23 protein-coding genes are annotated in these 25,611 nt (G+C 67.7%); 7 read left to right on the top strand and 16 right to left on the bottom strand.

Going from position 1 to position 25,611, the window contains the following annotated elements; translation table 11 throughout:
• The first annotated feature begins 64 nt into the window (after positions 1–64).
• On the top strand, positions 65–3,022 hold the full coding sequence (locus H9656_RS00865; RefSeq protein ID WP_191742431.1) for a TonB-dependent receptor: 2,958 nt from the start codon (positions 65–67) through the stop codon (positions 3,020–3,022).
• A gap of 1,379 nt (positions 3,023–4,401) precedes the next feature.
• Here H9656_RS00865 and H9656_RS00860 read toward each other — a convergent pair.
• From H9656_RS00860 to guaB, 6 genes are all read right to left on the bottom strand, one after another.
• Positions 4,402–5,751: a tyrosine-type recombinase/integrase gene (locus H9656_RS00860; protein ID WP_191742430.1), complete on the bottom strand. Its 1,350-nt coding sequence runs from the start codon at positions 5,749–5,751 to the stop codon at positions 4,402–4,404.
• Between the two features lie 291 nt (positions 5,752–6,042).
• Positions 6,043–7,605, bottom strand: a complete 1,563-nt coding sequence (guaA, locus tag H9656_RS00855; protein WP_191742429.1) for a glutamine-hydrolyzing GMP synthase — start codon at positions 7,603–7,605, stop codon at positions 6,043–6,045.
• Positions 7,602–8,297, bottom strand: a complete 696-nt coding sequence (locus tag H9656_RS00850; protein ID WP_191742428.1) for a 5'-methylthioadenosine/S-adenosylhomocysteine nucleosidase — start codon at positions 8,295–8,297, stop codon at positions 7,602–7,604. Before H9656_RS00850 ends, guaA begins: the two co-directional genes overlap by 4 nt.
• Positions 8,294–9,589, bottom strand: a complete 1,296-nt coding sequence (locus H9656_RS00845) for an RsmB/NOP family class I SAM-dependent RNA methyltransferase (protein ID WP_191742427.1) — start codon at positions 9,587–9,589, stop codon at positions 8,294–8,296. Before H9656_RS00845 ends, H9656_RS00850 begins: the two co-directional genes overlap by 4 nt.
• Before the next feature lies 1 nt (position 9,590).
• Positions 9,591–9,989, bottom strand: a complete 399-nt coding sequence (locus H9656_RS00840; RefSeq protein ID WP_191742426.1) for an MAPEG family protein — start codon at positions 9,987–9,989, stop codon at positions 9,591–9,593.
• Between the two features lie 65 nt (positions 9,990–10,054).
• The gene (gene guaB, locus H9656_RS00835) at positions 10,055–11,515 is read right to left on the bottom strand and encodes an IMP dehydrogenase (RefSeq protein ID WP_191742425.1); all 1,461 of its coding nucleotides are present in this window, start codon (positions 11,513–11,515) and stop codon (positions 10,055–10,057) included.
• A gap of 128 nt (positions 11,516–11,643) precedes the next feature.
• Between guaB and H9656_RS00830 the strand changes: the two genes are divergently transcribed.
• Positions 11,644–12,204, top strand: coding sequence for a DUF2061 domain-containing protein (locus H9656_RS00830; protein ID WP_191742424.1), 561 nt, complete (start codon positions 11,644–11,646; stop codon positions 12,202–12,204).
• On the opposite strand, the gene H9656_RS00825 is transcribed toward H9656_RS00830, so the two are convergent.
• Positions 12,201–12,923 (bottom strand): RlmE family RNA methyltransferase, encoded by a 723-nt coding sequence (locus H9656_RS00825; protein ID WP_191742423.1) that lies wholly within the window; start codon positions 12,921–12,923, stop codon positions 12,201–12,203. The genes H9656_RS00830 and H9656_RS00825 overlap by 4 nt on opposite strands.
• Positions 12,924–13,003: 80 nt before the next feature.
• Between H9656_RS00825 and H9656_RS00820 the strand changes: the two genes are divergently transcribed.
• The gene (locus tag H9656_RS00820; protein WP_191742422.1) at positions 13,004–13,468 is read left to right on the top strand and encodes a peptidylprolyl isomerase; all 465 of its coding nucleotides are present in this window, start codon (positions 13,004–13,006) and stop codon (positions 13,466–13,468) included.
• Positions 13,469–13,607: 139 nt separating this feature from the next.
• Here the strand turns inward: H9656_RS00820 and H9656_RS00815 are convergent, their stop codons facing one another.
• The 3 genes from H9656_RS00815 to H9656_RS00805 form a co-directional block, all read right to left on the bottom strand.
• Positions 13,608–14,123, bottom strand: coding sequence for a hypothetical protein (locus H9656_RS00815; protein WP_191742421.1), 516 nt, complete (start codon positions 14,121–14,123; stop codon positions 13,608–13,610).
• Positions 14,120–14,743 (bottom strand): methyltransferase family protein, encoded by a 624-nt coding sequence (locus H9656_RS00810; RefSeq protein WP_191742420.1) that lies wholly within the window; start codon positions 14,741–14,743, stop codon positions 14,120–14,122. The genes H9656_RS00815 and H9656_RS00810 overlap by 4 nt, the downstream gene beginning before the upstream one ends.
• Before the next feature lie 90 nt (positions 14,744–14,833).
• Positions 14,834–15,793: a M28 family peptidase gene (locus H9656_RS00805; RefSeq protein ID WP_191742419.1), complete on the bottom strand. Its 960-nt coding sequence runs from the start codon at positions 15,791–15,793 to the stop codon at positions 14,834–14,836.
• A gap of 133 nt (positions 15,794–15,926) precedes the next feature.
• Here H9656_RS00805 and ligA point away from each other — a divergent pair, with 133 nt between their 5' ends.
• Both ligA and H9656_RS00795 read left to right on the top strand, forming a co-directional pair.
• Complete coding sequence (gene ligA, locus H9656_RS00800) at positions 15,927–18,254, top strand: NAD-dependent DNA ligase LigA (protein WP_191742418.1); 2,328 nt, start codon at positions 15,927–15,929, stop codon at positions 18,252–18,254.
• A 122-nt stretch (positions 18,255–18,376) separates the two neighbouring features.
• A complete protein-coding gene (locus H9656_RS00795; RefSeq protein ID WP_191742417.1) occupies positions 18,377–18,799 on the top strand; it encodes a DUF2147 domain-containing protein in 423 nt (140 codons plus the stop codon).
• Between the two features lie 84 nt (positions 18,800–18,883).
• Here the strand turns inward: H9656_RS00795 and H9656_RS00790 are convergent, their stop codons facing one another.
• The gene (locus tag H9656_RS00790; RefSeq protein WP_191742416.1) at positions 18,884–20,707 is read right to left on the bottom strand and encodes an aminopeptidase P family protein; all 1,824 of its coding nucleotides are present in this window, start codon (positions 20,705–20,707) and stop codon (positions 18,884–18,886) included.
• Positions 20,708–20,744: 37 nt separating this feature from the next.
• Positions 20,745–21,611, bottom strand: coding sequence for a 50S ribosomal protein L11 methyltransferase (locus H9656_RS00785; RefSeq protein ID WP_191742415.1), 867 nt, complete (start codon positions 21,609–21,611; stop codon positions 20,745–20,747).
• 81 nt (positions 21,612–21,692) lie between these two features.
• On the opposite strand from H9656_RS00785, the gene H9656_RS00780 reads away from it, so the two are divergent.
• A complete protein-coding gene (locus tag H9656_RS00780) occupies positions 21,693–22,247 on the top strand; it encodes a hypothetical protein (RefSeq protein WP_191742414.1) in 555 nt (184 codons plus the stop codon).
• Positions 22,248–22,326: 79 nt separating this feature from the next.
• Here the strand turns inward: H9656_RS00780 and H9656_RS00775 are convergent, their stop codons facing one another.
• The 3 genes from H9656_RS00775 to H9656_RS00765 form a co-directional block, all read right to left on the bottom strand.
• Complete coding sequence (locus H9656_RS00775; RefSeq protein WP_003167318.1) at positions 22,327–22,536, bottom strand: DUF3126 family protein; 210 nt, start codon at positions 22,534–22,536, stop codon at positions 22,327–22,329.
• An 89-nt stretch (positions 22,537–22,625) separates the two neighbouring features.
• Positions 22,626–23,447, bottom strand: coding sequence for a serine O-acetyltransferase (gene cysE, locus H9656_RS00770; protein WP_191742413.1), 822 nt, complete (start codon positions 23,445–23,447; stop codon positions 22,626–22,628).
• Between the two features lie 28 nt (positions 23,448–23,475).
• Positions 23,476–24,105: an NUDIX domain-containing protein gene (locus H9656_RS00765; protein ID WP_191742412.1), complete on the bottom strand. Its 630-nt coding sequence runs from the start codon at positions 24,103–24,105 to the stop codon at positions 23,476–23,478.
• Positions 24,106–24,150: 45 nt separating this feature from the next.
• On the opposite strand from H9656_RS00765, the gene H9656_RS00760 reads away from it, so the two are divergent.
• Positions 24,151–24,753, top strand: coding sequence for a nitroreductase family protein (locus H9656_RS00760; RefSeq protein WP_191742411.1), 603 nt, complete (start codon positions 24,151–24,153; stop codon positions 24,751–24,753).
• On the opposite strand, the gene H9656_RS00755 is transcribed toward H9656_RS00760, so the two are convergent.
• Positions 24,743–25,558: a DUF817 domain-containing protein gene (locus H9656_RS00755; RefSeq protein ID WP_225212169.1), complete on the bottom strand. Its 816-nt coding sequence runs from the start codon at positions 25,556–25,558 to the stop codon at positions 24,743–24,745. The two genes, H9656_RS00760 and H9656_RS00755, sit on opposite strands and share 11 nt — an antisense overlap.
• Between the last annotated feature and the right edge of the window lie 53 nt (positions 25,559–25,611).

The raw sequence follows: 25,611 nt of genomic DNA, 5'->3' as shown, positions 1-25,611 counted from the left end.
GCCCGCGCCTTCCCGGCGTCTCTGCCCGTCCCGCACCACGCGGGAGGAGCAAACGGGGAAGATCATGCGTATCGGATTGGGGACGACGACAGCACTATCAACCGCCCTTTTAGCCTGCGTCGCGCCGGCCTGGGCCCAGGGCGCGGACGCCGTGCGGCGGTATGATGCGCCCGCCGGCCCTCTCGCCCGGACCCTGAGCGTCTTCGTCGAGCAGAGCCGCCTCCAGATTCTCTATCCTGCCGCCCTTGTGGAGGGCCGCACCTCTCCCGGCGTGCAGGGCGACTACAGCGCAGAAGCGGGGCTGGCTGCGCTGCTGCGCGACACCGGGCTGGCTTTCCGCCGGACCCGCCCCAACGTTTACGTGCTTTACGATCCGAACGCGCGCGCCGGGCTGACCGACGACGAACTGACCGTGGTGGACGACGTCGTCGTTACGGGCAGTCTGATCCGGGGTGTCGGCGACGGCCCCTCGCCCGTGGTCAGCATCGACCGGGACCAGATGGACCGCGAGGGCCGAGCCACCGTGGCCCAGCTGCTCGCCGCCCCGCCCCAGAACTTCGGCGGAACCGCCAATGAGGGCGCCCTTAACAACGGCGCCGATCGCTCGGGGACCAACTCGACCTACGCCAACGGCGTCAATCTTCGCGGTCTGGGCAGCGACGCCACGCTTGTACTGATCAACGGCCGCCGCATGGCGGGCACGGGCTCCAAGGGCGATTTCGCCGACGTCTCCTCCATTCCGACGGCCGCGATCAGGCGGGTCGACGTCCTTCTCGACGGCGCCTCGGCCATCTATGGCGCCGACGCCGTGGGCGGCGTGGTCAACATCATCCTGCGGGACGACTACGACGGCGCGGAAACGCGGATCCGGGTCGGGAACACCAGCGACGGGGCGAGTGGGGAATACCAGTTCGGCCAGACCTTCGGCCGTCGCTGGAGCAGCGGCAACGCCCTGCTCACCTATGAATACAATGATCGCGAGGCCCTCTCCGGAACGGAGAGGCGGCTGGCGAGCGACTCCGATCTCCGATGGCGCGGCGGGACTGATCGCCGTCAATTCTACAGCAATCCGGGAAACATCGTCGTCTTCGATCCGGCGTCAGGCGGCTATATTCCGGCCTGGGCCATACCGCCGGGTCAATCAGGCGTCGGCCTTCAGCCCGACGACTTCCTGCCCGGGCAGGTCAATCTCGAAAACCTGCGCGCCGGCATCAACGTCCTGCCGCGGCAGACCCGGCACAGCGGCTACGCCCTCTGGCGGCAGGGCTTCGGCGATCGGCTCGAGGTCACAGCCGACGCCCGGTACGGCAAGCGCAACTATGAAACCCACTCCTTTCCGATCAGCGCCCTGCTGACGGTGACCGACGCAAACCCCTTTTTCGTCTCGCCGACGGGAGCCCGCTCCCATACCATAGCCTATTCCTTCCAGGGTCAGATTGCTCCGCCGCGCGTCTTCGGCGAGGTCGAGAGCCTGGGCGCCAGCCTGGGCGGCGCCTTCGACCTGTCCCACGACTGGCGGATCGACGCCTATGTCGCCTACGCCTCGGAGGAGAGCCGGACCGGCTCTTCCGGAGCGCTTCAGTCCACCTATCTGCGCGAAGCGCTCGGGGCGATCGCCGACAATCCCGCCACGTCTTTCAGTCCTTTGCGGGACGGATACCTGAACCCCTTCGGCGACGAGGCGGTGAATACGGCCGCCGTCCTCGACTTCATCAGTTCGGGCTACTCGCGCGCCTACAGCCGGACAGGCGTCGCATCGGCCAATTTCCAGGTTTCCGGCGCTCTCCTGGAGCTTCCGGGCGGGCCGCTCCGACTTGCGACGGGCCTTTCCTTCCGCGAAGAGACCTTCAAACGGCAGTCCACCGGCTTCAGCAGCGGTCTCGCCCCCACCATCGGCGCCGCGGTCAGGACGGAAAGACAGGTGGCGGCGGCCTTCGGCGAGGTCCGCGTCCCTGTCTTCGGCGCCAACAACCGTCGTGCTGGCTTAGAACGACTCGAGCTTTCGCTCGCGGCCCGGTTCGAGGACTATGCCGACGTCGGCCAGACGACCAGCCCCAAGGTCGGGATCTTCTGGGATCCTGTCGATGCGCTGCGCCTCAAGGCCAACTACGGCCGCTCGTTCAGAGCGCCCGCGCTGCGCGAGGTTCACGACGCGCCCAGCGCCAGCCCCTCGATCCTTCCACGCGGCTCGCAGCAGATCCTGTCCATGATTCTCTATGGCGGCAATCCTGACCTTCAGCCCGAAGAGGCCGACACCTGGACCCTCGGCTTCGAAATCCGTCCGCACCTTGTTCCCGGACTGCGTCTCGGCGTGAACGGCTTCAGGACCGATTTCGAAAACCGGATCGGCCAGCCGGCCCTAGAAAGTATCATGACGGTGTTGAGCGATCCTTCTCTCGCACCTTTCGTCAGAACCCTGAACCCCGCCGACAGCGAGGATCTCGCTGCTATCCAGGCCATCCTCGATCTGCCCACGACCGGGTTGCGCGACCAATTTCCGGCCTCATCCTATGGGACCATCGTCGACGCCCGCTACGTCAATACGGCCAGCGTCCAGATTCAAGGCGCCGACCTCAATATCGACTACGGCTTCAGCCGGGGAGCGGATGCTTTCGATCTCGGCCTGAACCTGACGTGGCTCGAACGGTTAGACGCGCAGCCGACCCCGACCTCCGCCGCAGTCTCCCAGCTAGACCGGCCCAACTTTCCAGTCGGTCTGCGCGGACGCGGCTCAACCTCATGGTCGCGCGGCCCCTGGTCCGTCTCGTCCTCGGTTAATTTCGTCAATTCCTATCGGGACCTGATCGGGAAGCGCATCGGCTCGTGGACGACCGCCGACCTCGCGGTCCGCTTCACGCCCGACCATGGTCCGCTGGCCGGAACGGGTCTCACCTTTACGGTGCAGAACCTGTTCGACCGCGATCCGCCCTTCTATGACGCTCCGGAGGGCGTGGCCTATGACGCCGCCAACGCCAATGTGATGGGGCGCTTCGTCTCTTTGCAACTGACGAAGGCCTGGTGATGCGGCGCTCCCTTCTCGCGCTAGCCTTGGCGACCACGACGGCATGGCCGGTCGCGGCCCAGACGCCCCGCCCCTTCTCGATCGATGATCTGCTTGGTCACGAGGACATCGGAACGACCCGCATCAGTCCCGATGGGGAATGGGTCGCGATCGAGCATCGGCGCCCCTATGACCAAGCCGGGTCCTATGATCTGTCAACCATGGTCAGCGCCATGTTGACCGATCTGGAGATTCATCGCGTCGCACAGGATCAGGCGCCGATCCGCCTCGCCTCGCCCAGCCACGAGGCCGGCCACCTGTCGGGCCCCTTCTCGCCCGACGGCGCCCGCATGGTCGTGTTTCGCGTGACAGCCGACGATCTTCAGCTCGGCGTGCTTACACTCGCCACCGGCGAAATCCTCTGGACGCCGTTCACTCCGGAGATGATCCAGTTCGGCCAAACTGTCGCCTGGCGATCTCCCACTGAACTAGTCTTCATCGCCCGACCGCGTCACGATCCGCCTGTCGCCATGCGGGTCGGGTTCAAGGTCCAGAAACGCGTGGAGCAGTTGTGGCGCACGGCCGCCAGCGGTCATGGCGCCAGCGCCGTCTACATCCCGAGCGGCGAGACCCGGCAGTCCCGAACCCAGGCCGAGCCGTCCACCCTTGTCGTCCTGGACATCCTCGCCAGGACGCCGCGGATGCTGGCCCGCGGGGAGTGGTTTGATCTCAGGCTCTCACCTGACGGCCGCCACGCTGCACTTCTGGAAGACGCCGAAGATCTTCAACCCCGACCGGATCGCCCGGTCCGGGTCGGCGACCCTATACGCCGGGGACGTCTGAGCCTCGTAGCGCTCGACAGCGGCATCGTGCGCGCTCCACTGCCCGACCAGGATCTGGCCATGTACCTCATGACCTGGTCGCCCGCGTCCGACGCCTTCATCGTCTTCGGCCGTCCCCTTGGCGGCGACTTCGACAAGGACGGGCGGTTCTGGACTGTATCGTCGAATGGACGCGCCAGGGCGCTTGATCTGGGGCCTCTAACCCCCTGGGTTCAGCGCACCTGTGACGGCGTCGCCATTCCTCTTGCAAGTTGGGACGGCCGCCGGCCAATTGTTCAGGCCCGGACCGCTGACGGCACCCGGGTCTGGGTCAGTCCCGGTTCAGCCTCTTCTGACCTTATTCCTGTCCGGGAGCCCTCGGAACGGATTGTTGAGCTTAACGGACGCGCCGCCATCCAACGCTCTGACGGCGTCTATGGCTTCACGCCGGACAGTCCGCTGCTCGCTCGCGGGCAGCTTCGCGACCAGGGGCAGATCGTCGATATGGGCAATCCAGTGCGGTGGAACCCTTCGCCCCGGGATATGGGAGCTCGCACCCTGGTCGATCAGGCCTGTCTGTCACGCCTTAACGGGACGCCAGCCTGTCTCTCGCCGATGGAGCCCGACGAGGTGGTCCTCGCGGCCAGTCCGGACGCTGACTTCCTTGTCACCCGCCAGACGAAACAGGGCGAAAGCGAGGTTCGTCTTAGATCGGATAGAGAGCGCGGGGGTCCATGACCGGCCCGCTTCCCAGGCATCGACGGCATTCGACCATTCCTGGGCCATATGCCGCCGCTGCGCCTCGAACTCCGCCTTGTTGTAGACGCCCCGCGATGACCGCTCTTCATGGGCGAGACACTTCTCGATCCAGTCCGAGTTGAAGCCCATCTCGTGCAGCAGGGTTGAAGCCGTCCGCCGCAGGTCGTGAACGGTGAAGGGCTCGATCGGCAGGTCCTGCTCCCGGGCGCGCTCCGCGATAGCCATGGTCACCCGGTTGAAGGTCGCCCGGGACATGGGCGCGTCGGCGTCGTAGCGCGACGGCAGGATGTAGCGGGAGTTTCCAGAACAGGTCTTCAGAGCGATCAGGATGTCGAGCATCTGGGTCGACAGATAGACGTTGTGGGGGCGCGACCGCTTCATCCGTTCCTTAGGGATGGACCAGACCGCGTTGTCGAAGTCCACCTCGTCCCAGGTCCCATCCTGCAGCTCGCTCTTGCGGACCATGCTCAGCAGGATGAACTTCAAACCCAGACGGATCGTCGGAAGGGTCGCGACCTCCCCGAGCAGCCCGAGCATAATCCGGATCTCAGACGGAGACAGCGACCGGTCGCGGGGCCGAAAGCGCGCGATCGCCGCGGGCGCCACGCCGTCGGCTGGATTATCGATCTTCTCGCCATGGAGGATGGCCCAGGCATAGATCTGCTTGACGATGTCCCGGACGTGGATGGCCGTGGCGGGCGCGCCCCGCTCCGCGATGGACTTGCAATGGGCGCGCAGGTCGTCCGGCGTGATCTCGGTGAGCAGCCGGTTGCACCATTGCGGCAGAACCTCCCTGTTGAAGATGGACCGCCGCATGTTGCGCGTGCTGTCGGCCATGGGCGCCTCATCCATCCACTTCTGCGCCACATGGGCGAAGTCGCGAGCCTCCCGGAGCCGTCTTTTGGCGCGCTGCTTTTCCAGAGCTGGCGACACGCCGTCGGCGATCATACGCTTGGCTTCGATGAGCTTCTCCCGGGCCCTGGCGAGCGACAGGCCTGTCAGCCCGTAGGACCCGAAAGTGACCGTCTCGCGCCGCCCGTTGAAGCGATAGTCGTACTTGAAGGCGATGCCTCCCGACGGTGTTACGAGCACGTAAAGACCGTCTCTGTCGGTCTTTTTATACGCCTTTGATTTTCCTCGCGTATTCCTCAGTTCTGCATCGGTTAGCATGCCATCTCCCCTACCAAAAGACCGTCAAGCGTTTTCGGGGTCCTCCACGGCGATTTTTCGTAAACAATTCAAAAGCTTGTTTCGAAAGAAAGACCGTCAGAACGCCCTTAATGGGGTGACGGTATGAATCAGGGGCGGCTGAGGCAACGGACGCGAGACCGTCAGCAAAGCCGTCATCACAAAAAAGAGACCCTCCGAAAGGCTTCGAAGGGTCTCGTAAAAATTCACTTTTACGTCAGCGACTTATCGGCTTCTTCTCAAGCGATCCCGAAAGCTCCCGAAAGGCCTGAATTATTCCCACTCGATGGTCCCGGGCGGCTTGGACGTCACGTCATAGACGACGCGGTTGACGCCGCGGACTTCGTTGATGATGCGCGTGGCGGTCTTGGCCAGGACGTCCCAGGGGAACTGGTAGAAGTCGGCCGTCATGCCGTCGGTCGAGGTGACGGCGCGCAGGGCCAGCACCTTTTCATAGGTGCGGGCGTCGCCCTGGACGCCGACGGTCTTGACCGGCAGCAGCACGGCGAAGGCCTGCCAGATGTCGTCGTACAGGCCCGCCTTTCGGATCTCGTCCAGATAGATGGCGTCCGCGTCCTGCAGGGTCGCGACGGCCTCCGGCGTGATCTCGCCGGGGATGCGGATGGCCAGGCCCGGTCCAGGGAACGGGTGGCGGCCGACGAAGGCGTCGGTCAGGCCCAGCTCGCGACCCAGGGCGCGGACCTCGTCCTTGAACAGTTCGCGCAGGGGCTCGACCAGCTTCAGCTTCATGAAGTCCGGCAGGCCGCCGACGTTGTGGTGGCTCTTGATCACGTGCGAGGGGCCGCCGGTCGGGGACACGCTCTCGATCACGTCGGGATAGAGGGTGCCCTGGGCCAGGAAGGCGGCGCCTTCGATCTTGTTCGCCTCGCGGTCGAACACCTCGATGAAGACGCGGCCGATGGTCTTGCGCTTGGTTTCCGGGTCCGAAATCCCGGCCAGCTCGCCGAGGAACTCCTTAGACGCGTCAACGTGCACCAGCGGGATGTTGTAGTGCTCGCGGAACAGGGTCGTGACCTGGTCGGCCTCGCCCTTGCGCATCAGGCCGGTGTCGACGAAGACGCAGGTCAGCTGGTCGCCGACGGCCTCGTGGATCAACACGGCCGCGACCGATGAGTCGACCCCGCCCGACAGGCCGCAGATGACCTTGGCGTCGCCGACCTGTTCACGGATCTTGGCGATCTGCTCGTCGCGATAGGCGGCCATGGTCCAGTCGCCGGTCAGGCCCGCGACGCCATGGGTGAAGTTCTTCAACAGTTGGGCGCCGCGCGGCGTGTGCACCACCTCGGGGTGGAACTGCACGCCGTAGATCTTGCGCGTCTCATCGGCGATGGCGGCGAAGGGCGCGCCTTCCGAGGTGGCGATGACGTGGAAGCCCTCTGGCAGGGCCGTCACGCGGTCGCCGTGGCTCATCCACACCGGCTCGCGATGGTCGATGGCGCCGATGCCCGCAAACAGGGGGCTGTCCTTGGTGATGACGATCTCGGCGCGGCCGAACTCGGCGTGGTGGCCGCTCTCGACCTTGCCGCCCAGCTCGGCGCAGATCAGTTGCTCGCCGTAGCAGATGCCCAGGATCGGCGCGCCATAGTCGAAGACGGCGCGGTCGACACGCGGGCTGTCGGCGTCGGTCGTCGAGTTCGGGCCGCCCGACAGGATGATGGCCTGCGGCTGCATCGACTTCAGGGCTTCACCCGCCTTGTTGAACGGATGGATCTCGCAATAGACGCCCGCCTCGCGCAGGCGGCGCGCGATCAGCTGCGTCACCTGACTGCCGAAATCGACGATGAGCACCTTCTGGTGTTGGGTCGGCTGGGTCATGAGGTCGAATCCGGGGCGAGCGATTGCGCGAGGGTTTGGCCCTGAAGGGCCGGAATTTCAAGGGCGGAGAGGCCTGAGTTCGTCAGCACCGCGATCAGGCTGTCCACGGCCTTGGCCAGGTTCTCGTCCACCAGATGCAGGGTCGAGGTCCAGTCATGCAGGCCGGTCAACTCGGCCTTGCCGTCCGACACGCCGCGCAGGGCGACGAGAGGCAGGCCGAAGTTCTGGGCCGCGCGCACCAGCGCCCACGTCTCCATGTCCACCATCTCGGCGTCGATGGCGTCATAGGCGGCGCCCGAGACGACGTTCCCGCCGGTCGACAGGCGCGCGCTCGGTACGTCAGGGATGGGGCACGGCAGCGGCAGAACGGCGGGCATGTCGAGCAACGGCGTCACCCCCTTCTCGAACCCCAACGCGCTGGCGTCCATGTCGCGATAGGCCACGGACGACGCCTGATAGACGGCCGCATGATCCAGCACGCGCGACCCGCACGAACCCAGAGACAGGATCAGGTCCGGCGTCTCTCCCCTCGCCTCCAGCCGCGCCAGACCCGCCGTCAGCGCCACAGCCCCCTCGACCGGCCCGATGCCGGTCATCAGCGGGTCGATGCGGGCGCGCAGGTGCTCGCCGTATTCCGCAGGCGCCGCCATCACCGGCAGGACCGTGACGGCACCGTAGCGCTCAAGCCTCATGAAGCGCGCTCGAACAGGGCGATGAAGAAGCCGTCCGTGCCGGTCGCGGCGGGCGACAGACGCAGGCGGTTTCCTTGCGCCAGCGTGGTCAGGCGTTCGCGCCCCGCCTCGGTCAGGTCCGCGCTGTGCGCCGCATCGGCGACAGGGACGGGCTTGAAGTCCGAATGCGCGGCCTCGAAGGCGGCGGCCGTGGCCTCGTTCTCCGCGCCCAGCACCGAGCAGGTGACATAGGCCAGACGCCCGCCCGGCCGCACCAGCTTGGCCGCCTGCCCCAGAATGCGCAGTTGCAGCGCATGCAGGCGCGCGACTTCCTCTGCCGTCAGGCGCCAGCTGTCCTCCGGCCGACGCCGCCAGGCGCCCGAGCCCGAGCACGGCGCGTCGACGAACACCACGTCGGCCTGACCGTTCAGATCCTCGACCCCGCCGCCATTGGTGCCCAGCAGGCGCAGGTCAGCCTCGACGCCCGCGCGGGCCAGTCGCGGCTTCACATTGTCCAGCCGCTTGGCCGAGACGTCGCAGGCGATCAGCGCGCCCTGCCCCTGCATGGCCTGCACCAGACCCAGCGTCTTGCCGCCGCCGCCCGCGCAGTAATCCACCACCGTCGCGCCGGGGAAGGCGCCGGACAGCCAGCCGACAACCTGGCTGGCCTCGTCCTGAATCTCGAAATGACCGTTCTGGAAACCGTCCAGCGGCTGCACGTTCGGCGCGGGCTCCGCGTCCAGACGCAGGCCCCAGCCCGACAGCTCCGTGCGCTGGGGCGACAGACCGGCGTCGCGTAGTTCGGCCTCGACCTCTTCCATCGTGGCGCGCAGACCGTTGACCCGCAGGTCGACCGGAGCGCGACCGCTCAGGGCTTCGACCTCTTCACGCCAGCGGTCGCCCTGGACCGCCTTCAGGTCCGCCGTCACGAAGTCCGGCAGGGCGACCTCGGCCAGATCGGCCGCGTCCTCGTGCGCCGCGATGCGGCCGCGTTCGTGCTTGGACAGGGGACGCGGGCCATAACCTTCGCCGTTGTAGAGGCCTTCGATCTCCTCCAGCGTCGCGCCGTCCAGCAGCGACAGGGCGCCGACGATCAGGGCGCGTCCGTCCTGACGCCCGCCCATGAAGGCCGACAGACGGCCCCGCGCGCGCAGCACCTGATACACGCGCTCGGCGATGGCGCGGCGGTCGCCTGAACCGGCATAGCGGTTCTGCTGGCTCCAGGCCTTGAGCACGGCGTCCGCGGGCTGACGGCCCTGCGAAATGCTGTCGATGATGGCGGCGGCGGCGGCCAGACGGGCGGCTGGGGTCAAATCAGACTCGGATGAAAAGGGCCAGAAGGCACAGCGCCAGTCCCGCGAGCGAGACCAGCCAGACCAGCGACCGGATATAGGGAACGCCCAGGGCGTACAGCGGGATATAGGCGACGCGCGCCCAGAAGTAGAGGGCCGCGCCCCACGCCGTCAGCGCGCCGGTCCGATCGGCGACCTGGGCGATCAGCACGGCGCCGATGAACAGCGGCAGGGTCTCGAACAGATTGGCCTGCGCCCGCTCCAGACGGCCGACGACGGGGCTTCTGGCCTCGGGCGTCTTGTCCCGCGCCCCGGCGTTCCACGACAGGCCGAACTCACGCGTCCGGGCGAAGGCGGGCAACAGAATCTGGACCAGCGCCAGGACCAGCGTCGCCGCCAGATAGGTCAGTTCGATCGTCATGCCTGTCTCCTGTTCCGCAAGCCCAAAACAAAACCGCTCCCGGCCAGGGCCGGGAGCGGATCAGGTCAGCCCTGACGATAGTTGGGCGCCTCGCGCGTGATCATCACGTCATGGACGTGGCTTTCACGAAGGCCCGCATTGGTGATGCGGACGAAGCGCGCGCGTTCCTGGAAGTCCGGGATGGTGGCGCCGCCGACATAGCCCATCGAGGCGCGCAGCCCCCCGACCAGCTGGTGCACCACCGGGGCGATCGGGCCCTTGTAGGCGGTCTGGCCCTCAATGCCCTCGGGGACCAGCTTCTCGGACGAGACTTCCTTCTGGAAGTAGCGGTCGGCCGAGCCCGCGCCCATCGCGCCGACCGAGCCCATGCCGCGATACGACTTGTAGGAGCGGCCCTGGTACAGGAAGACCTCGCCCGGGCTTTCATCCGTTCCTGCGAACATCGAGCCCATCATGGCGACATTGGCGCCGGCCGCGATGGCCTTGGCCAGGTCGCCCGAGAACTTGATGCCGCCGTCGGCGATGACCGAGACGCGCGTGCCTTGCGCCGCGCGGGCGGCGTCGACGATGGCCGTCAGCTGCGGCACGCCCACGCCCGCGACGATGCGGGTGGTGCAGATGGAGCCCGGCCCGATGCCGACCTTCACTGCATCGGCGCCCGCGTCGATCAGGGCGCGGGTGGCGTCATAGGTGGCGACGTTGCCGGCGATGATCTGGATGCGGTTGTTCTCGCGCTTGATGCGGCGCACCACCTCGGCGACCGAGGCCGAATGACCGTGGGCGGTGTCGATCACCACCACGTCCGCGCCGGCTTCAGCCAGCGCCAGGCCCCGCTCATAGCCGGCGTCGCCGACAGTCGAGGCGGCGCCGACGCGCAGGCGGCCCTGCTCGTCCTTGCAGGCGTTGGGGAAGGCCTGGGCCTTCTGGATGTCCTTCATGGTGATCAGGCCGACCGCGCGATAGGCGTCGTCCACCACGATGACCCGCTCGATCTTGCGGGTGCGCAGCAGCTCGCGCGCCGCCTCGCGCCCGGCCGAGCCTTCACGCAGGGTGATCAGCTCGCCGGTCGTCATCAGATCGGCGGCCTTGAGGTTCAGGTCCGTCTCAAAGCGCATGTCGCGGTTGGTCAGCATCCCGACCAGCTTGCCGCTCTTGGGATCGACCACCGGGAAGCCGGTGATCTTCTTGCGCTCGACGATCTGCAGCACTTCGCCCAGCGTCGTGTCGGGGGCGACCGTGACCGGGTTCACCACCATGCCGCTTTCGTAGCGTTTGACGGCGCGGACCTCTTCGGCCTGCTCGTCGATGGTCATGTTCCGGTGCAGCACGCCCAGGCCGCCCGCCTGCGCCATGGCGATCGCCAGGCGGCTTTCCGTCACCGTGTCCATGGCGGACGACAGCAGCGGGATGTTCAATCTGATTTCGCGCGTCAGCTGGGTCGAGACATCGACATCAGCCGGCATGACCTCGGACGGGCCGGGTTCGAGCAAAACGTCATCGAAGGTTAGGCCTTCGCGTATCTCCATTTGGAGCCTCCATTTTGCGGGCCGCGTATAGCCCCCGTTGGCGGGGAACCGCAACCCCAAGCCCGCGCTATCGTCCATATAAGAGGAATTGGCTTGAAACGGGCGGCGAAGGGACGCATTCCGCGAGAATGGTTCGCATCTTGATCAACACGGCGCGGGAGCTGGCTCTCAAGATCGCCAGCTACGGCGCCATGCACCTGATCGTGGCGATCCTGGTGGCCTTCGCCCTGACGCGCGACTGGCGGCTGGCGCTGGCGGTCGGGGTGGTCGAGCCGATCTTCCAAACCGTCGCCTATTCGGTTCACGACCGCGTCTGGCACCGGGTCGAGCGCCGCAAGATGCTGTCCGGCGTGGAGGAGACGGCCGAGGCCTTCACCGCTCGTCTTGAGCTGATGGACGCGCACGAGCAGAACCGCGCCCACAACCATCATGGCCATAGCCACGCCCTGCCCCGCAACCTGAAGCAGGTGGCGTTGAAGACCGTCACCTACGGCGTCATGCACTTCACGGTGGCGGTTCTGGTGGCCTTCGCCCTGACGCGCGACATCCGCATCGCCCTGGCGATCGGCACCATCGAGCCCCTGGTGCAGACCGCCTTCTTCACCCTGCACGACCGCATCTGGACACGCGCAGAAGCCAAAAAAGCCGCCCGGCGGGCTGCGGCCGAGGCGGAAGGCGCGTCGGCCTAGCGCTTGTTCAGCGCCACCAGGAAGACCTCGGCGCTGCCCTTGCGGCTCGATTCCGGCTTCACGTATTTCACCGTCTCGAACTCCTCGCGCAGGCGCGTCAGCACCCCGCCGGCGTCGCCGCCCTGGAAGTTCTTAGACACGAAATTTCCGCCCGGCCGCAGGGTGCGGATGGCGAAGTCGGCCGCGATCTCGATCAGGGCGATGATCTTCAGGTGGTCCGTCTGACGGTGGCCGATGGTGTTGTGCGCCATGTCCGACAGCACCAGGTCCGGCGGCCCGCCGATGGCGTCCAGCATTTGCTGATCCACGCCCGGATCGGTGAAGTCCGCCTGAATCAACGTCGCGCCCGGGATCGGCTCGATCATCAGCAGGTCCACGCCCGCCACCGCCGCCGCGCCGCGGTCCAGCGCCACCTGCACCCAGCCGCCCGGCGCCGCGCCCAGGTCGATGACCCGCGAGCCGCGCTTGATCAGCCGGAACTTGTCGTCGATCTCCATCAGCTTGAAGGCGGCGCGGCTGCGCCAGCCCTCGGCGCGCGCGCGCTCGGACCACTGGTCCGACAGCTGGCGCTTGATCCACGCCTGGCTGGACAGGGTCTTCTTGTCTGCCGTCTTGATCTTCTGGCCGACCTTGCGGCCGGCCGCCGTGCCGCCCGAGGGCAGACGCACCATGCGGCGGCGTTCCTGCGGCTTGTCGGCGGGCTTTTCGTCTTCACTCATGCTTCCCACATAGCCCTGACGGCGTTCAGCCGCTATGACCCGCGCACAATTCCGGCTCGCATAACCTCAAGGAGCGCCCGATGGCCGACCAAACCCTGACCTTCACCCTGGACACCGGCGACGGCGAAGACCGCAACGTCGTCATCAAGCTGCGCGACGACCTGGCGCCGAACCACGTCAAGCAGATCACCGACCTGGCCAAGGAAGGCTTCTACGACGGCGTGGTCTTTCACCGCGTGATTCCGGGCTTCATGGCCCAGGGCGGCGACCCAACGGGCACCGGCACCTCGGGTTCGTCCAAGCCGAACCTGAAGCAGGAGTTCTCGAAGGAGCCGCACGTGCGCGGCGTCTGCTCGATGGCCCGCACCGCCAACCCGGACAGCGCCAACTCGCAGTTCTTCATCTGCTTCGACGACGCCCGCTTCCTGGACGGCCAGTACACCGTCTGGGGCGAAGTGATCGAAGGCATGGGACACGTCGACGCCCTGCCCAAGGGCGAGCCCCCGCGCGCGCCGGGCAAGATCGTCAAGGCGACCGTCGCCTAAGGAACTATCTCCTCCCCACGGCGTGGGGAGGGGGACCACGAAGTGGTGGAGGGGCTTGGCGACGGCAGAACCAAGCGGCCCCTCCGTCACGGCGCCTTCGGCGTCGCGCCACCTCCCCATTGTCATGGGGAGGAGAAGATCAGTCCCCCGCCCACCACCGCATCGACACCCCGTCGAAGGTCCGGTCCCCGACCTTCAGCCGTCCTTTCAGGACCACGCCCTGATCGCCCAGGTTGCGCCGCGCCGTCGCCAGCGCGCCCTGATCCAGCGCCCCCTCGAACGACACCGCGCCCAGCTCGCGCGACGACGCCTCAAAGCGCACCCGGTCCTCGGTCACGTCATAGGCCGTCGGAATCAGCCGCGTGCGCCGCGCCTTATCGCCCGTCTCGAACTCCATCATGATCGGCGCGAACCCCGCCGTGCGCTGACCGTCGCGCCAGGCCATGAAGTCGGGAACCTGCCCCATGAACAGGTGATGCAGCCGCCAGTCGCCGACCTGCACCCCCGTCGTCGGGATGTAGTAGCCGGACACGTCCTCGGGCAGGTCGTGCTTGAACGCCGTCGCCGAGGGAGCCTTGTCCGGCACGGCGCCCCGATCACAGGCCGCGACCGTCAGGGCCAAGGCCCCCGCCAGCAGGATCGACAACGCCCTCATGGCAGGCGCAGCAGGGTCGACAGCCAGCCCAGATCCTGCAGCCGCTCGACCGACTCGAACAGCGGCACGGCCAGCAGGAAGACCAGACCGTCACGCAAGGTCGTCAGGAAGAACTGCGGCCGCACCTCCAGGCTGTCGGCGTCGCGCCATTTGGAGAAGTCCGGCCCGAAGCGCGGCGTCCGCGCGCAATAGTCCGCATAGGTCTGGCCGAAAGCGCCCGCCAGCCAGGCCTCCTCGCGCTTCACCGTCGCGTAGAAGACCGCCACCGTCAGGAGCAGGAAGACGGTCGCCAGCGTCACGCTGCCCGTCTGCGCGCCCACGCCGAACGCCCCCATGAAGCTGAAGACATACAGCGGGTTGCGGCTGATCGAATACGGCCCGCGATCCACGATCTCGGCCTTCTTGCGTCCGCCGATATAGAGCGAACACCAGGCCCGTCCGACGATGCAGACGACGATCAGGCCCAGGCCGAACGCCTCCAGCCCTTCGTGCAGCATGGTCTCGCCGCCGATGGAGCGGCTGACGAAGGCCAGCCCGACCACCCCGATCAATCCGACCAGCAGCGCCGCTTTGCGCAGTTTCTGCACCCGTTGAAGGTCAAACCCTTGCGTCGCCGTCATCACTGTATTCCTCGACTGCTGAGGCTGCGACAGAACGCCGCTCTGACGGCGCTTTCAAGGCCTATCTTTGCAAGGGTTTTGCGACAGCCGTCACTGATCCAGCCACCGGTCCAGCGCCCGGAAGCCGGCGATGGCCAGCTCGGTCGAGTCCTGGAACACCGCCGGATTGACCTTCTCGAAGTCGTCGCTGGGGCGGTGATAGTCGGGGTGGTAGTTCACGCCGAAATACAGGAACGGCAGGCCCGCGCGGTGGAAGGCGGCGTGGTCCGACGCCTCGACCCAGTTGTCGGCGCCCTCATCCTGGGGCGTATCCTTGCCGAAGGCCAACGCCACGTTCGGACGCGCCGGAACCTGATCCAGCACCGGGCGGAAGTAGGGATGCTGGTACGTCCCCGTCACCCACAGCTTGCCGTCGCTGTCGGCCCGCGCCGTCATGTCGAAATTCAGGTTCATCGAGATCGCGTGCAGCGGCACCGGCGGCGCCTCGACGAAATGCTTGGCGCCCAGCAGGCCCCGCTCCTCGCCGTCCAGCGCCACGATCAGCACGCTGTGCTCGGGCGGATTCGCCTTCAGCCGTTTGGCCAGCTCCAGCATGGTCGCCACGCCCGAGGCGTTGTCGTCCGCGCCGTTGAAGATCTGGCCGTCGTTGACGCCGACGTGGTCATAGTGCGCCGTGACGACGATGTACTTATCGCCCACCCGCGTGCCGGGGATCACGCCGATGATGTTGGTCCCGTTATAGGTCTTTGTCCCCTCGCGCGTGCGGCCCAGCATCTCCCACGGCTGTAGCCGCCCCATGGGCGAGGGCTGCACGCCCAGCGCCTCCAGCCGCCCGACGATGTAGTCGCGCGCCTTGGCCCCGCCTTCCGAGCCGGTGTCCCGCCCCTGCATGTCGTCCGCCGACAGGATGCGCAGGTCGTCCATCAACTGTGCATAGTCAGCCGAGACGGTCACAGCCGCCGTATCGTTCGCGACGGGGGCCGTCGTCTCACAGGCGGCCAGCGTCAAAGCGGCGGCGATCACGGACAGGCTGACAAGAACAGGACGCATGGAGGGCTCCGGCAGGAATCTTTGAGGCGGGACGCTAGCGGCCCCCGGCCGTCACGTCAGATTACGTTTCTGTCATGGCGGCGGCAGGGTGATAAGGAACCCCTTCCGCCTTTGCCGACTTCCTGCGATTCTCATGTCCGATCTCTTCACGCCCGTCGAAACCCTGACCGAAACCCAGGCGCGCGAAGAGCTGGATCGCCTGTCGGCCGAACTGGCGCGCCATGACGCCCTCTATTACGCCGACGCCGCGCCCGAGATTTCCGACGCCGACTATGACGACCTGAAGCGCCGCGCCCTGGCCATCGAGGCCGCCTTCCCGGCCCTGTCCAGTCCCGTCTCCCCGTCCCAGCGCGTCGGCGCACCGGCCTCGACCCAGTTCGCCGAGGTCCGCCACGGCGTGCCCATGCTGTCGCTGGACAACGCCTTCGATGACGACGAGGTGCGCGACTTCGTCGCCCGCATCGCCCGCTTCCTGAAGCTGCCGGGCGACGAGCCCATCGCCTTCGTCGCCGAACCCAAGATCGACGGCCTCTCGGCCAGCCTGCGCTATGAAAAGGGCGTTCTGGTCCAGGGCGCCACGCGCGGCGACGGCAAGACGGGCGAGGACGTCACCGCCAATCTGCGCACGCTGGCCAGCATCCCCCAGACGTTGGCGGGCTCAGGCTGGCCCGACGTCATCGAGATCCGCGGCGAGGTCTACGCCCCCAACGCCGCCTTCGACGCCTTCAACGCGGCGGCCGAGGCCGAAGGCAAGCGCACCTACGCCAACCCCCGCAACTTCGCCGCCGGGTCGCTGCGCCAGAAGGACCCGAAGATCACGGCCCTGCGCCCGCTGACCTTCTTCGCCTACGCCTGGGGCGAGACCTCCGCCCCCTTCGCCGAGACGCAGGCAGGCGCGCTGGAGGCCTTCCGCAGTTGGGGCTTTCAGGTCAACGACCGCTCCGCCCGCGTCGAGGGCGCGGAGGGCCTGATCGGCGTCTATCAGACGCTGGAGGCCGACCGCAGCCGCCTCGGCTACGACATCGACGGCGTGGTCTATAAGGTCGACAGGCTGGACTGGCAGCAGCGCCTCGGCTTCATCGCCCGCAGCCCCCGCTGGGCCATCGCCCACAAATTCCCGGCGCAGCAGGCGACGACCGTCCTGGAAGGCATCGACATTCAGGTCGGCCGCACCGGCTCCCTGACGCCCGTCGCCCGCCTGCATCCCGTCACCGTCGGCGGCGTCGTGGTGCGCAACGCCACCCTGCACAACGAGGACGAAATCGCCCGCAAGGACGTCCGCATCGGCGACACCGTCGTCCTGCAACGCGCCGGCGACGTCATCCCCCAGATCGTCGGCGTGGTCGACACGCTGCGTCCCGAGGGCGCCGCTCCTTACGTCTTCCCCACCGTCTGCCCCGTCTGCGGCTCCGAAGCCGTGCGCGAGGGGGATGAGGTCAAGCGCCGCTGCACCGGCGGCCTGATCTGCGACGCCCAGATCGTCGAACGCTTGAAGCATTTCGTCAGCCGCCGCGCCTTCGACATTGAAGGGCTGGGCGAAAAGCAGCTGATCGCCTTCCACGCGCGCGGCTGGATCAAGGAGCCGGCCGACATCTTCCGCCTCGCCCGCGACGAGGAAAAGCTGACCCTGCTGCGCGCCGAGGACGGCTATGGCGAGACCAGCGTCCGCAACCTGATCGCCGGGATCGACGCGCGGCGCGGTATCAGCCTCGACCGCCTGATCTTCGGCCTGGGCGTGCGCGAGATCGGCGAACAGACCTCGCTCGTCCTGGCCCGCGCCTTCGGCAGCTGGACCGCCTTCCAGGGCGCCTGCATGACCGCCGCCGACGGCCTCGCCAGCGACGACTGGAAGACGCTGGCGGCGACCCACGCCATTTCGCCGCGCGTCCTGACGCTGATGGCCGAAGCCCGCCCGCCCTCCGACGATCCCTGGCCCGAGGCGCCGATGGATCAGAAGATCGCCCTCGCCTTCCCCGGCATGGCCGCGCCCGCCCGCCGCTCGCTGGCGGAAATCTCCAACGGCTGGGCCGACCTGACCCGCTGGGCCCGCGTTGCGCGCACAGAAGGCCCCTCCGAGATCCTGAACCAGATCGCGGGCGTCTCCGGCGTCGGCCCGGTCGCCGCCGAGGCGCTGGCCCACTTCTTCCACGAGCCGCACAACCTTCAGGTCGTCGACGCCCTGCTGGCCGAGCTCGAGCGCGTCGAGGACGTCGCCGCCCCGACCACCGACAGCCCCGTGGCCGGCAAGACCGTCGTGTTCACCGGCTCGCTGGAGCGCTTCACCCGCGACGAAGCCAAGGCCCGCGCCGAGACCCTCGGCGCCAAGGTCTCGGGCTCGGTGTCGAAGAAGACCGATTACGTCGTCGCCGGCCCCGGCGCGGGGTCCAAGCTGAAAGATGCGGAAAAGCATGGCGTTAGCGTCCTCAGCGAGGACGAATGGCTCACGCTGATCGGCGGGTAACTTGACCTAAGGTCATGTAATCCTTGATGGAACCTCGCAAGTTCGGCCTTGTTTCCGTCCGAAACCCGGATCACCCTCCGGCCAGGGGATCGGCTCAACGATCCGTCAGAAGGAAAACGCCGATGAAGACCTCCGTCCTGACGGCGCTCGCCGTCGCCGCCGCCGCCCTCGCCTCTCCCGCCCTCGCCAGCGACCCGACCGGCCTGTGGCAGACCCCGACCAACGGCGGCCAGGTCCGTATCGAACGCTGCGGCCAGGCCCTGTGCGGCACGCTCGTCACCTCCAGCCACATCCGCGCCAATCCCGAAGTGAAGGACCAGCGCAACAAGGACGCCGCCCTGCGCGACCGTCCCTTACGCGGCCTGCGGATGCTGTCGGGCTTCACCGGCGGGCCGACCGAATGGCGCGGCGGTTCGGTCTACAACCCCGACGACGGCGGCACCTATCGCGGGACCATCACCCTGACCAACGACAATACGTTGCGTCTGCGCGGCTGCATCGTCGCCCCCCTGTGCAAGACCCAGACCTGGACCCGGGTCCAGTAGGACTGTCCCACAGGGCCGCAATGAAAAACGCCTCCCCCGCGATCGCGAGGGAGGCGTCTTCATATCCACGCTCGCGCGCTCGCCTTACAGCGGCGCCGTCTGCGCCTTCAGCCACTCCAGGGCCGCCTCGTCCTTCTGAACGCCGTCGGCCAGCAGAGGCCCGACCTTGGCCAGGACCTCGGCGTGATAGGCGTCGACATAGGCCCGCTCGTCGGCCGTCAGCAGCGCCACATCGATCAGACGACGATCCAGCGGCGCCAGGGTCAGTTGCTCGAAGCCATGCATCGCCCGCTCGCCGCCCGGAACCTGAGCCGGGGCCGTGACGACCTGCAGCGTCTCGATGCGGATGCCCCACTCGCCTTCGCGGTAATAGCCCGGCTCGTTCGACAGGATCATGCCCGTCAACAGCGGCTGGTCCGTGCCCCAGCCGGCGATGCGCTGCGGCCCCTCGTGGACGCCCAGATACGACCCGACGCCGTGGCCTGTGCCGTGGTCGAAGTCGAAGCCCGCGTTCCACAGCGGCTGACGCGCGATGGCGTCCAGCTGGCGCCCGCTCGTCCCGGCCGGGAAGCGGATCACCGCCATGGCGATGTGGCCCTTCAGGACCAGAGTGAACATCCGGCGCTGGTCGGCCGTGCCCTCGCCGATGGCCATGGTGCGGGTCACGTCCGTGGTCCCGTCCAGATACTGACCGCCCCCGTCCACCAGCAGCAGCGAGCCCTTCTCCATCGGCCGGATCTTGGCCCCGACCGGCTTGTAGTGCGGCAGGGCGCCGTTCGGCCCGACCCCGGCGATGGTGTCGAAGGACAGGTCCTTCAGCATGCCGGTCGCCTCGCGGAAGCCTTCCAGCGCCTCGACCACCGCCCGCTCGTCCGGCAGCTCCTTCTGCGCGACCGTATCGACCCAGTGCAGGAAGCGGGTCAGGGCCGCGCCGTCGCGGATGTGCGCCTGACGGCTGCCTTCGATCTCGACCGCGTTCTTCTGGGCGCGCGGCAAGGCGCAGGGGTCCATGCCGCGCACGATGGTCGCGCCCGCCGCTTCCAGCCGGTCGAAATACCAGGCCGGGGACACGGCCGGATCGATCATCACCTTATGCCCCGACAGGGCGTCCAGCGCGCCGGGCAGCGCCTCGGGCGCCTCCAGCGTTACGGCGTCGCCCAGCCAGCCGGGCAGTTCGTTGGTCACCTTGGCCGGATCGAGGAAGACGCTGGCGGTCCCGTCCGCCTTCACCACCGCCTGACCCAGCGGAAGCGGCGTGCGGATCACGTCGCCGCCGCGAATGTTGAACAGCCACGCCAGCGACGACGGCGCCGTCAGCACGGCGGCCTCGGCCCCGGCGTCGGCGATGGCCTTGCCGATGCGCGCGCGCTTGGACGCCGCGCCCTCGCCGGAATAGCGGTCCTCGTGCGGGACCACCGGCGCCTGCGGCTGGGCCGGGCGGGCGTCGCCCCAGGCCAGGTCGATCGGATTGGCCTCGACCGCCTTCAGCGTCGCCCCGGCCTTCCCGACCGCGCGTTTCAGGGTCGCCAGCGCATCGGGGCTGTGCAGCCGCGGGTCATAGCCGATCACCGACCCCGCCGGCACAGCCGCCAGCCAGTCTGTCAGCGCATTCAGCGGCTGCCGCTCGAACAGGGCCTCGTCCGTTTGGGCCTTGGCCTGCACCGTATAGCGGCCGTCGACGAAGACCGCCGCCTTGTCCTTCAGCACCACGCCCGCCCCGGCCGAGCCGGTGAAGCCGCTGACCCAGGCCAGCCGCTCATTGGCGTCGGGCAGATATTCGTTCTGGTGCTCGTCCTCGTGCGGGACCAGCAGGCCGTCGAGCCCCTGCTTCGCCATCTCGGCGCGGAGCAGAGGCAGGTGCTGGGCCCCGAAGGACGGATCGGTCGTTTCGTCGAATGTCTGGCGCATGACGTCTCTTATCCCTTCTCCCCCGACGAAAGAAGGATCAGGATTTGCGCAGTTGCAGCGCGCTCCACGCGTCGTGATGGATCGTCTGCTCCACCACGAAGCCCAGCGGCAGATAGGCCTCCAGAATCCGCTCTTCCTGCGTCCGCAGCAGGCCCGACAGGATGGCGACCCCGCCCGACTTCAGCGCCGCCGCTATCTCAGGCGCCAGGAACACCAGCGGCGCGGCCAGGATGTTGGCGAACACCAGATCATAGGGCGCGTGCTGCGCGATGCGCGCGTCGCTCAGGCCATCGGCGAAATGGAACTTGCACTTGGCGTCGTTGATCGCCGCATTCTCATTGGCGATGCGGGCCGAGGGCTCGTCGATGTCGGTGCCGACGGCGATGGGCGAGCCGGTCTTCGCCGCCGCGATGGCCAGCACGCCCGTACCGCAGCCGACGTCCAGCACCTTCTCGAACGACTCGGTCTTCAGCAGGTTGTCGAAGGCCTCGAGGCAGCCGACCGTCGTGCCGTGGTGGCCCGTGCCGAAGGCGGCGCCCGCGTCGATCTTCAGATTGACCCGGCCCTCGGGAATCTTGCCCTGATCATGGGCGCCGTAGACGAAGAAGCGCCCCGCCTCGACCGGCGGCAGGCCCGACAGGCTCATGGCCAGCCAGTCGGCGTCGGCCAGCTTCTCGACCACCACTTCGAGGCCCGGCGTGGCGCGCAGAATCTCGGCGATGCCCTCGGCTTCCTCGTCGCTCGTCGGGAAGGCGTCGATGCGCCAGATTTCCTGGTCCTCATCCTCTTCCAGGATGGAATAGGTGGCGCCTTCCAGCAGGGGATTGGCGTCGATGGCGGCGGCGGCGGCTTCGGCCGGGGCGCGGTCGCCGCGTGCGATCACCTGAACTGCGGATTCGGACATTTCTCAAACACCGTTATAATGACGAATCGCCAGTGCGGGCTTGGATCACACGCCCGCGTCCAACGAGGGGTCGGGGAGTTTATGGCCAAAGCACCGTCTGAGACGAAACCTGCCGCGAAAGCGGCTTCTGTCGCTTCCAAGCCGAAACCAGCGGCAAAGTCGAGCGCCGCAGCGACAAAAGCTGACGCCAAGCCCAAGACCGTAAAGGCCGCCGCGGCGACCAAGGCTCCCGCCAAGGCGGCCGCGCCCAAGGCTGAGCCCAAGGCCAAGCCGGCCGCAGCCAAGACGACGACGGCCAAGGCGACGACGGCCAAGTCCGCGACCGCCAAGAAGCCGGCAGCGGAAAAGGCTCCGGCCGCCAAGACTGCGAAGACGGCTGCCGCCAAGGACACCGCGCCCAAGAAGGCAGCAGCGCCGAAGAAGGCCCCCGCAGCCAAGCCCGCCGTGAAAGCCGCGCCGTCCGCTTCAGAGCCCAAGACCGAGCCGGCCGTCGCCGCCGTCGCCGCCCCGGTTGAGCCGCCCGTTCAGGCCACGGCGCCCGCCGCCGCCGCTGCGGCGGTCGAGCCGGTGAAGCCGGTCGACACGCCCGCCCCCGAAAAGAAGAAGGGCTTCTTCGCCCGTCTGTTCGGTTTGTGATCCGGCGCTGATCGCCAATAGAAAAGGCCGGAGAGGACGCCCTCTCCGGCCTTTTTCAATTCGTGTCGTCAGGCAGGCCTCAGGCCGGCGGCAGGTCTTCCGCCAGGATCGCCATTTCGAACATGTAGGAACCGGCTTCGTCTTCATCCTCGAACACCACGCCGATGAACTCGTCGTCGACATAGACTTCGGCGGAATCGGCGACCTTGCGGCCCTTCACCTTGATGCCGCCGTGGTTGAAGGTGCGCTTCAGGTGCGTCTCGACGCGCTTCAGATCGTTCTCGGTCACGGATAGCCTCGTTCAACTCGTTGGCCGCGAAGGGTAGAGAAGCCGTCTGCTGATTGGAAGCCCGCACAGGATCGGCCCACAGCAGAGTCTCAGATCACAAAGTCATAGACGATGTCGGACAGCGTATGGTCCATCGTCCGCGCCGGCGTGGCGTCGGTCGGGCAGTTGACCAGCCGCGCGGGAACGCCCGCCACGGTGCAGCCCGCCGGCACGGGTTTGAGCACCACCGAGCCGGACGCTACCTTGGCGTAGTCGCCGACGGTGATGTTGCCCAGCACCTTGGCCCCGGCGCCCAGCAGGACCCCGCGTCCGATCTTCGGATGACGGTCGCCGCGCTCGGCCCCGGTCCCGCCCAGGGTGACGGCGTGCAGCATCGACACTTCGTCGCCGACCACGGCCGTCTCGCCGATGACGATGCCCGTGCCGTGGTCGATGAAGACCGCCGAACCGATTCGCGCCGCCGGGTGGATGTCCAGCTGGAACAGCTCCGAAATCCGGCTCTGGAAGTGAAACGCCAGGGTGTCGCGGTCCTGCTCCCACAGCCAGTGCGCCACACGCCACGCCTGCAGCGCCTGGAACCCCTTGAAATACATGAAGGGCTGCAGCAGCGAGCGGATCGCCGGATCGCGCTCCTGCACCGCCTTCAGGTCCGCCTCGGCGGCGGCGACGATGCCCGGATCGGCGGCGAAGGCCGACAGGGCCACCTCGCGCACCGTCATGGCGCCCAGCTCGGCATCGCCCAGCTTGCGCGCGATCTGGAAGCTCAGCGCCCCGGCGAAGTCTTCGTGCGCCAGCACCACGGCGTTCAGCTGCGACGCCAGGCGAGGCTCTTCGCGCGCAGCGTCCTGGGCTGCGGCGCGCAGCTGCGCCCACAGGTCCGGCTGTTGCGGCACGACTTCCAGCTTGGCCATCAGGCTTCCTTCGCGTTCGGCGGCGATCTTACGCGCCCAGCATGGAACGCGCCAGCGCGGCGGGCAGCTCGCCCTCCCGGGCCATATGGTAGGCGCGGTAAGCCGTCGCCACCGTCAGGCTGTCGCGCACCGCGCCGCGCGCGATCTCGGCCATCAGCTCGCCGAAGGGCACGCGCGCCGACAGGAACACCTCCGTCGGGTCCGGCGCCTTGTCCGTGGCTTCCAGCCCCCAGGCCACCCAGGTCATCGCCCGCTCGTCGGTGATGGAGTTGGACAGGTCCATGTCCAGCGCCGCGCGCCAGTGCTGCGCCGTCAGCCCCGCCTCCTCGGCCAGTTCTCGCTTCACGGCCTCGAACGGGTCCTCGTCCTGCGGCGCCCCGCCCTCGGGCATCTCCCACGAATAGCGCATCAGGGCGAAGCGGTGCTGCCCGACCAGGCTGACCGTCCCGTCGTCATGCAGCGGCAGCACCCCCGTGCCCACATTCCTCGGCCGCATGACCATATAGTCGGACTGCGCGCCCGTCGGCGCCACGGCGGGATGACGCGTCACCTGCATCCAGGGCGTATCGATCAGGACGCTCGTTCCCAGACTGCGCCACGGCGGCGTCTCCGGCAGGCCCTCGGCCCAGCGAGGCTTGATGTCGCGGATCTTGCTCATCCCCCTGCTATGGCGCCGGAGGCCGGGAAATCCTAGCTAGACGCCATGAGCCCGTCAGACCTGTCCGCCCCCCTGCCCCTGCCCGTCCGTTCCGACGAGCTGCTGTCGCGCCTGGCCATCCGCCGCTCGGCCTCGGCCCAGCTGCTGGCTCAGCCCGGCCCCTCGGACGCCGAGGTCGAGCAGATGCTTCTGCTGGGCGCCCGCACCCCCGACCACGGCAAGCTCTTCCCCTGGCGCTTCGTCGTCCTGGGCCCCCAGAGCCGCATTGAGCTGTCCGAGGCCCTCGCCGTCCTGGGCGAGACCCAGAACCGCACCGGCAAAGAGATCGCCTCCCTGGCCAAGCTGGCCAACCCGCCGCTGACCATCCTGGTCGTCTCGACCCCCATCGAAGGCCACAAGGTTCCGGTGTGGGAGCAGCAGTTGTCCGCCGGCGCCGTCTGCATGAACCTTGAGCACGCGGCCAATGCGCTGGGCTACTCGGCCAGCTGGATCACCGACTGGTATTCCTACGACCCCGCCGCCGTCGCCCTGTTCGGCGTCGAGGACGGCGAGAGCATCGCCGGCTTCATCCACGTCGGCTCCCTGACCGAGCCCTCGCTGGAGCGCCCCCGCCCCAACCTGGAGCACAAGGTGACGGTCAGGCCGTAACGTCCTCTTCCTCCGGCCGGTGCACGATCGACACCAGCACCACCGAGATGATCATCAGCAGGAACCACGCCCCCAGCTTGTTCAGGCTGACCATGTGCCACCCGTCCGCCTGCCCCGGATAGACCCAGGCCCGCGCGAACGTCCCCAGGTTCTCCGCGAACCAGATGAACAGCGCCACCAGCCCATAGCCCAGCAGCAGCGGCATCGACCGCCGCGTCCGGTCGGCGGTGAAGTAGAACCACCCCCGCATGAACAGCAGCCCCGTCGCCGCGAACAGCGCCAGCCGGATGTCCGGCAGCCAGTGGTGCGCAAAGAAGTTGACGTAGATCGCCGCCGCCAGCACCCACGTCGTCCACAGCGGCGGATAGTTCCGCACCCGGATATGGAAGATGCGCTGCACCCGCGCGATGTAGCTGCCCACCGCCGCATACATGAAGCCCGAGAACAGCGGCACGGCGCCGATCCTCAGCACCGACTCCTCCGGATAGATCCACGACCCGTGATAGGTCTTGAACAGCTCCATGATCGTCCCGGCGACATGGAACAGGAAGATGACCCGCGCCTCCTCCCAGCTCTCCAGCCGGAAAGCCAGCATCAGCGCCTGTATCCCCAGCGCCCCCAGCACCAGAAAGTCATAGCGCGCCAGCGGCGCCTGATCGGGCCAGAACAGGAACGTCCCCACGATCAGCGCCAGCATCGCCCCGCCGAACAGACACGCCCACCCCTGCTTCAGCCCGAACCACAGGAACTCATAGGCGTAACGGCGAAGCCGCGAGCGGTCGGCCCACGCCTCCGCACGGGTCATCAGCCGACGGCCCCAGGCTTCGAGCGGGAGGCGGGAGGATGGGGTCATGGGCG

The organism is Brevundimonas guildfordensis, from assembly GCF_014836405.1.
GTDB classification, from domain to species: Bacteria; Pseudomonadota; Alphaproteobacteria; order Caulobacterales; family Caulobacteraceae; genus Brevundimonas; species Brevundimonas guildfordensis.
Note: the sequence above shows the minus strand (reverse complement) of the source record. Positions and strands in the feature narration are given on the sequence as shown.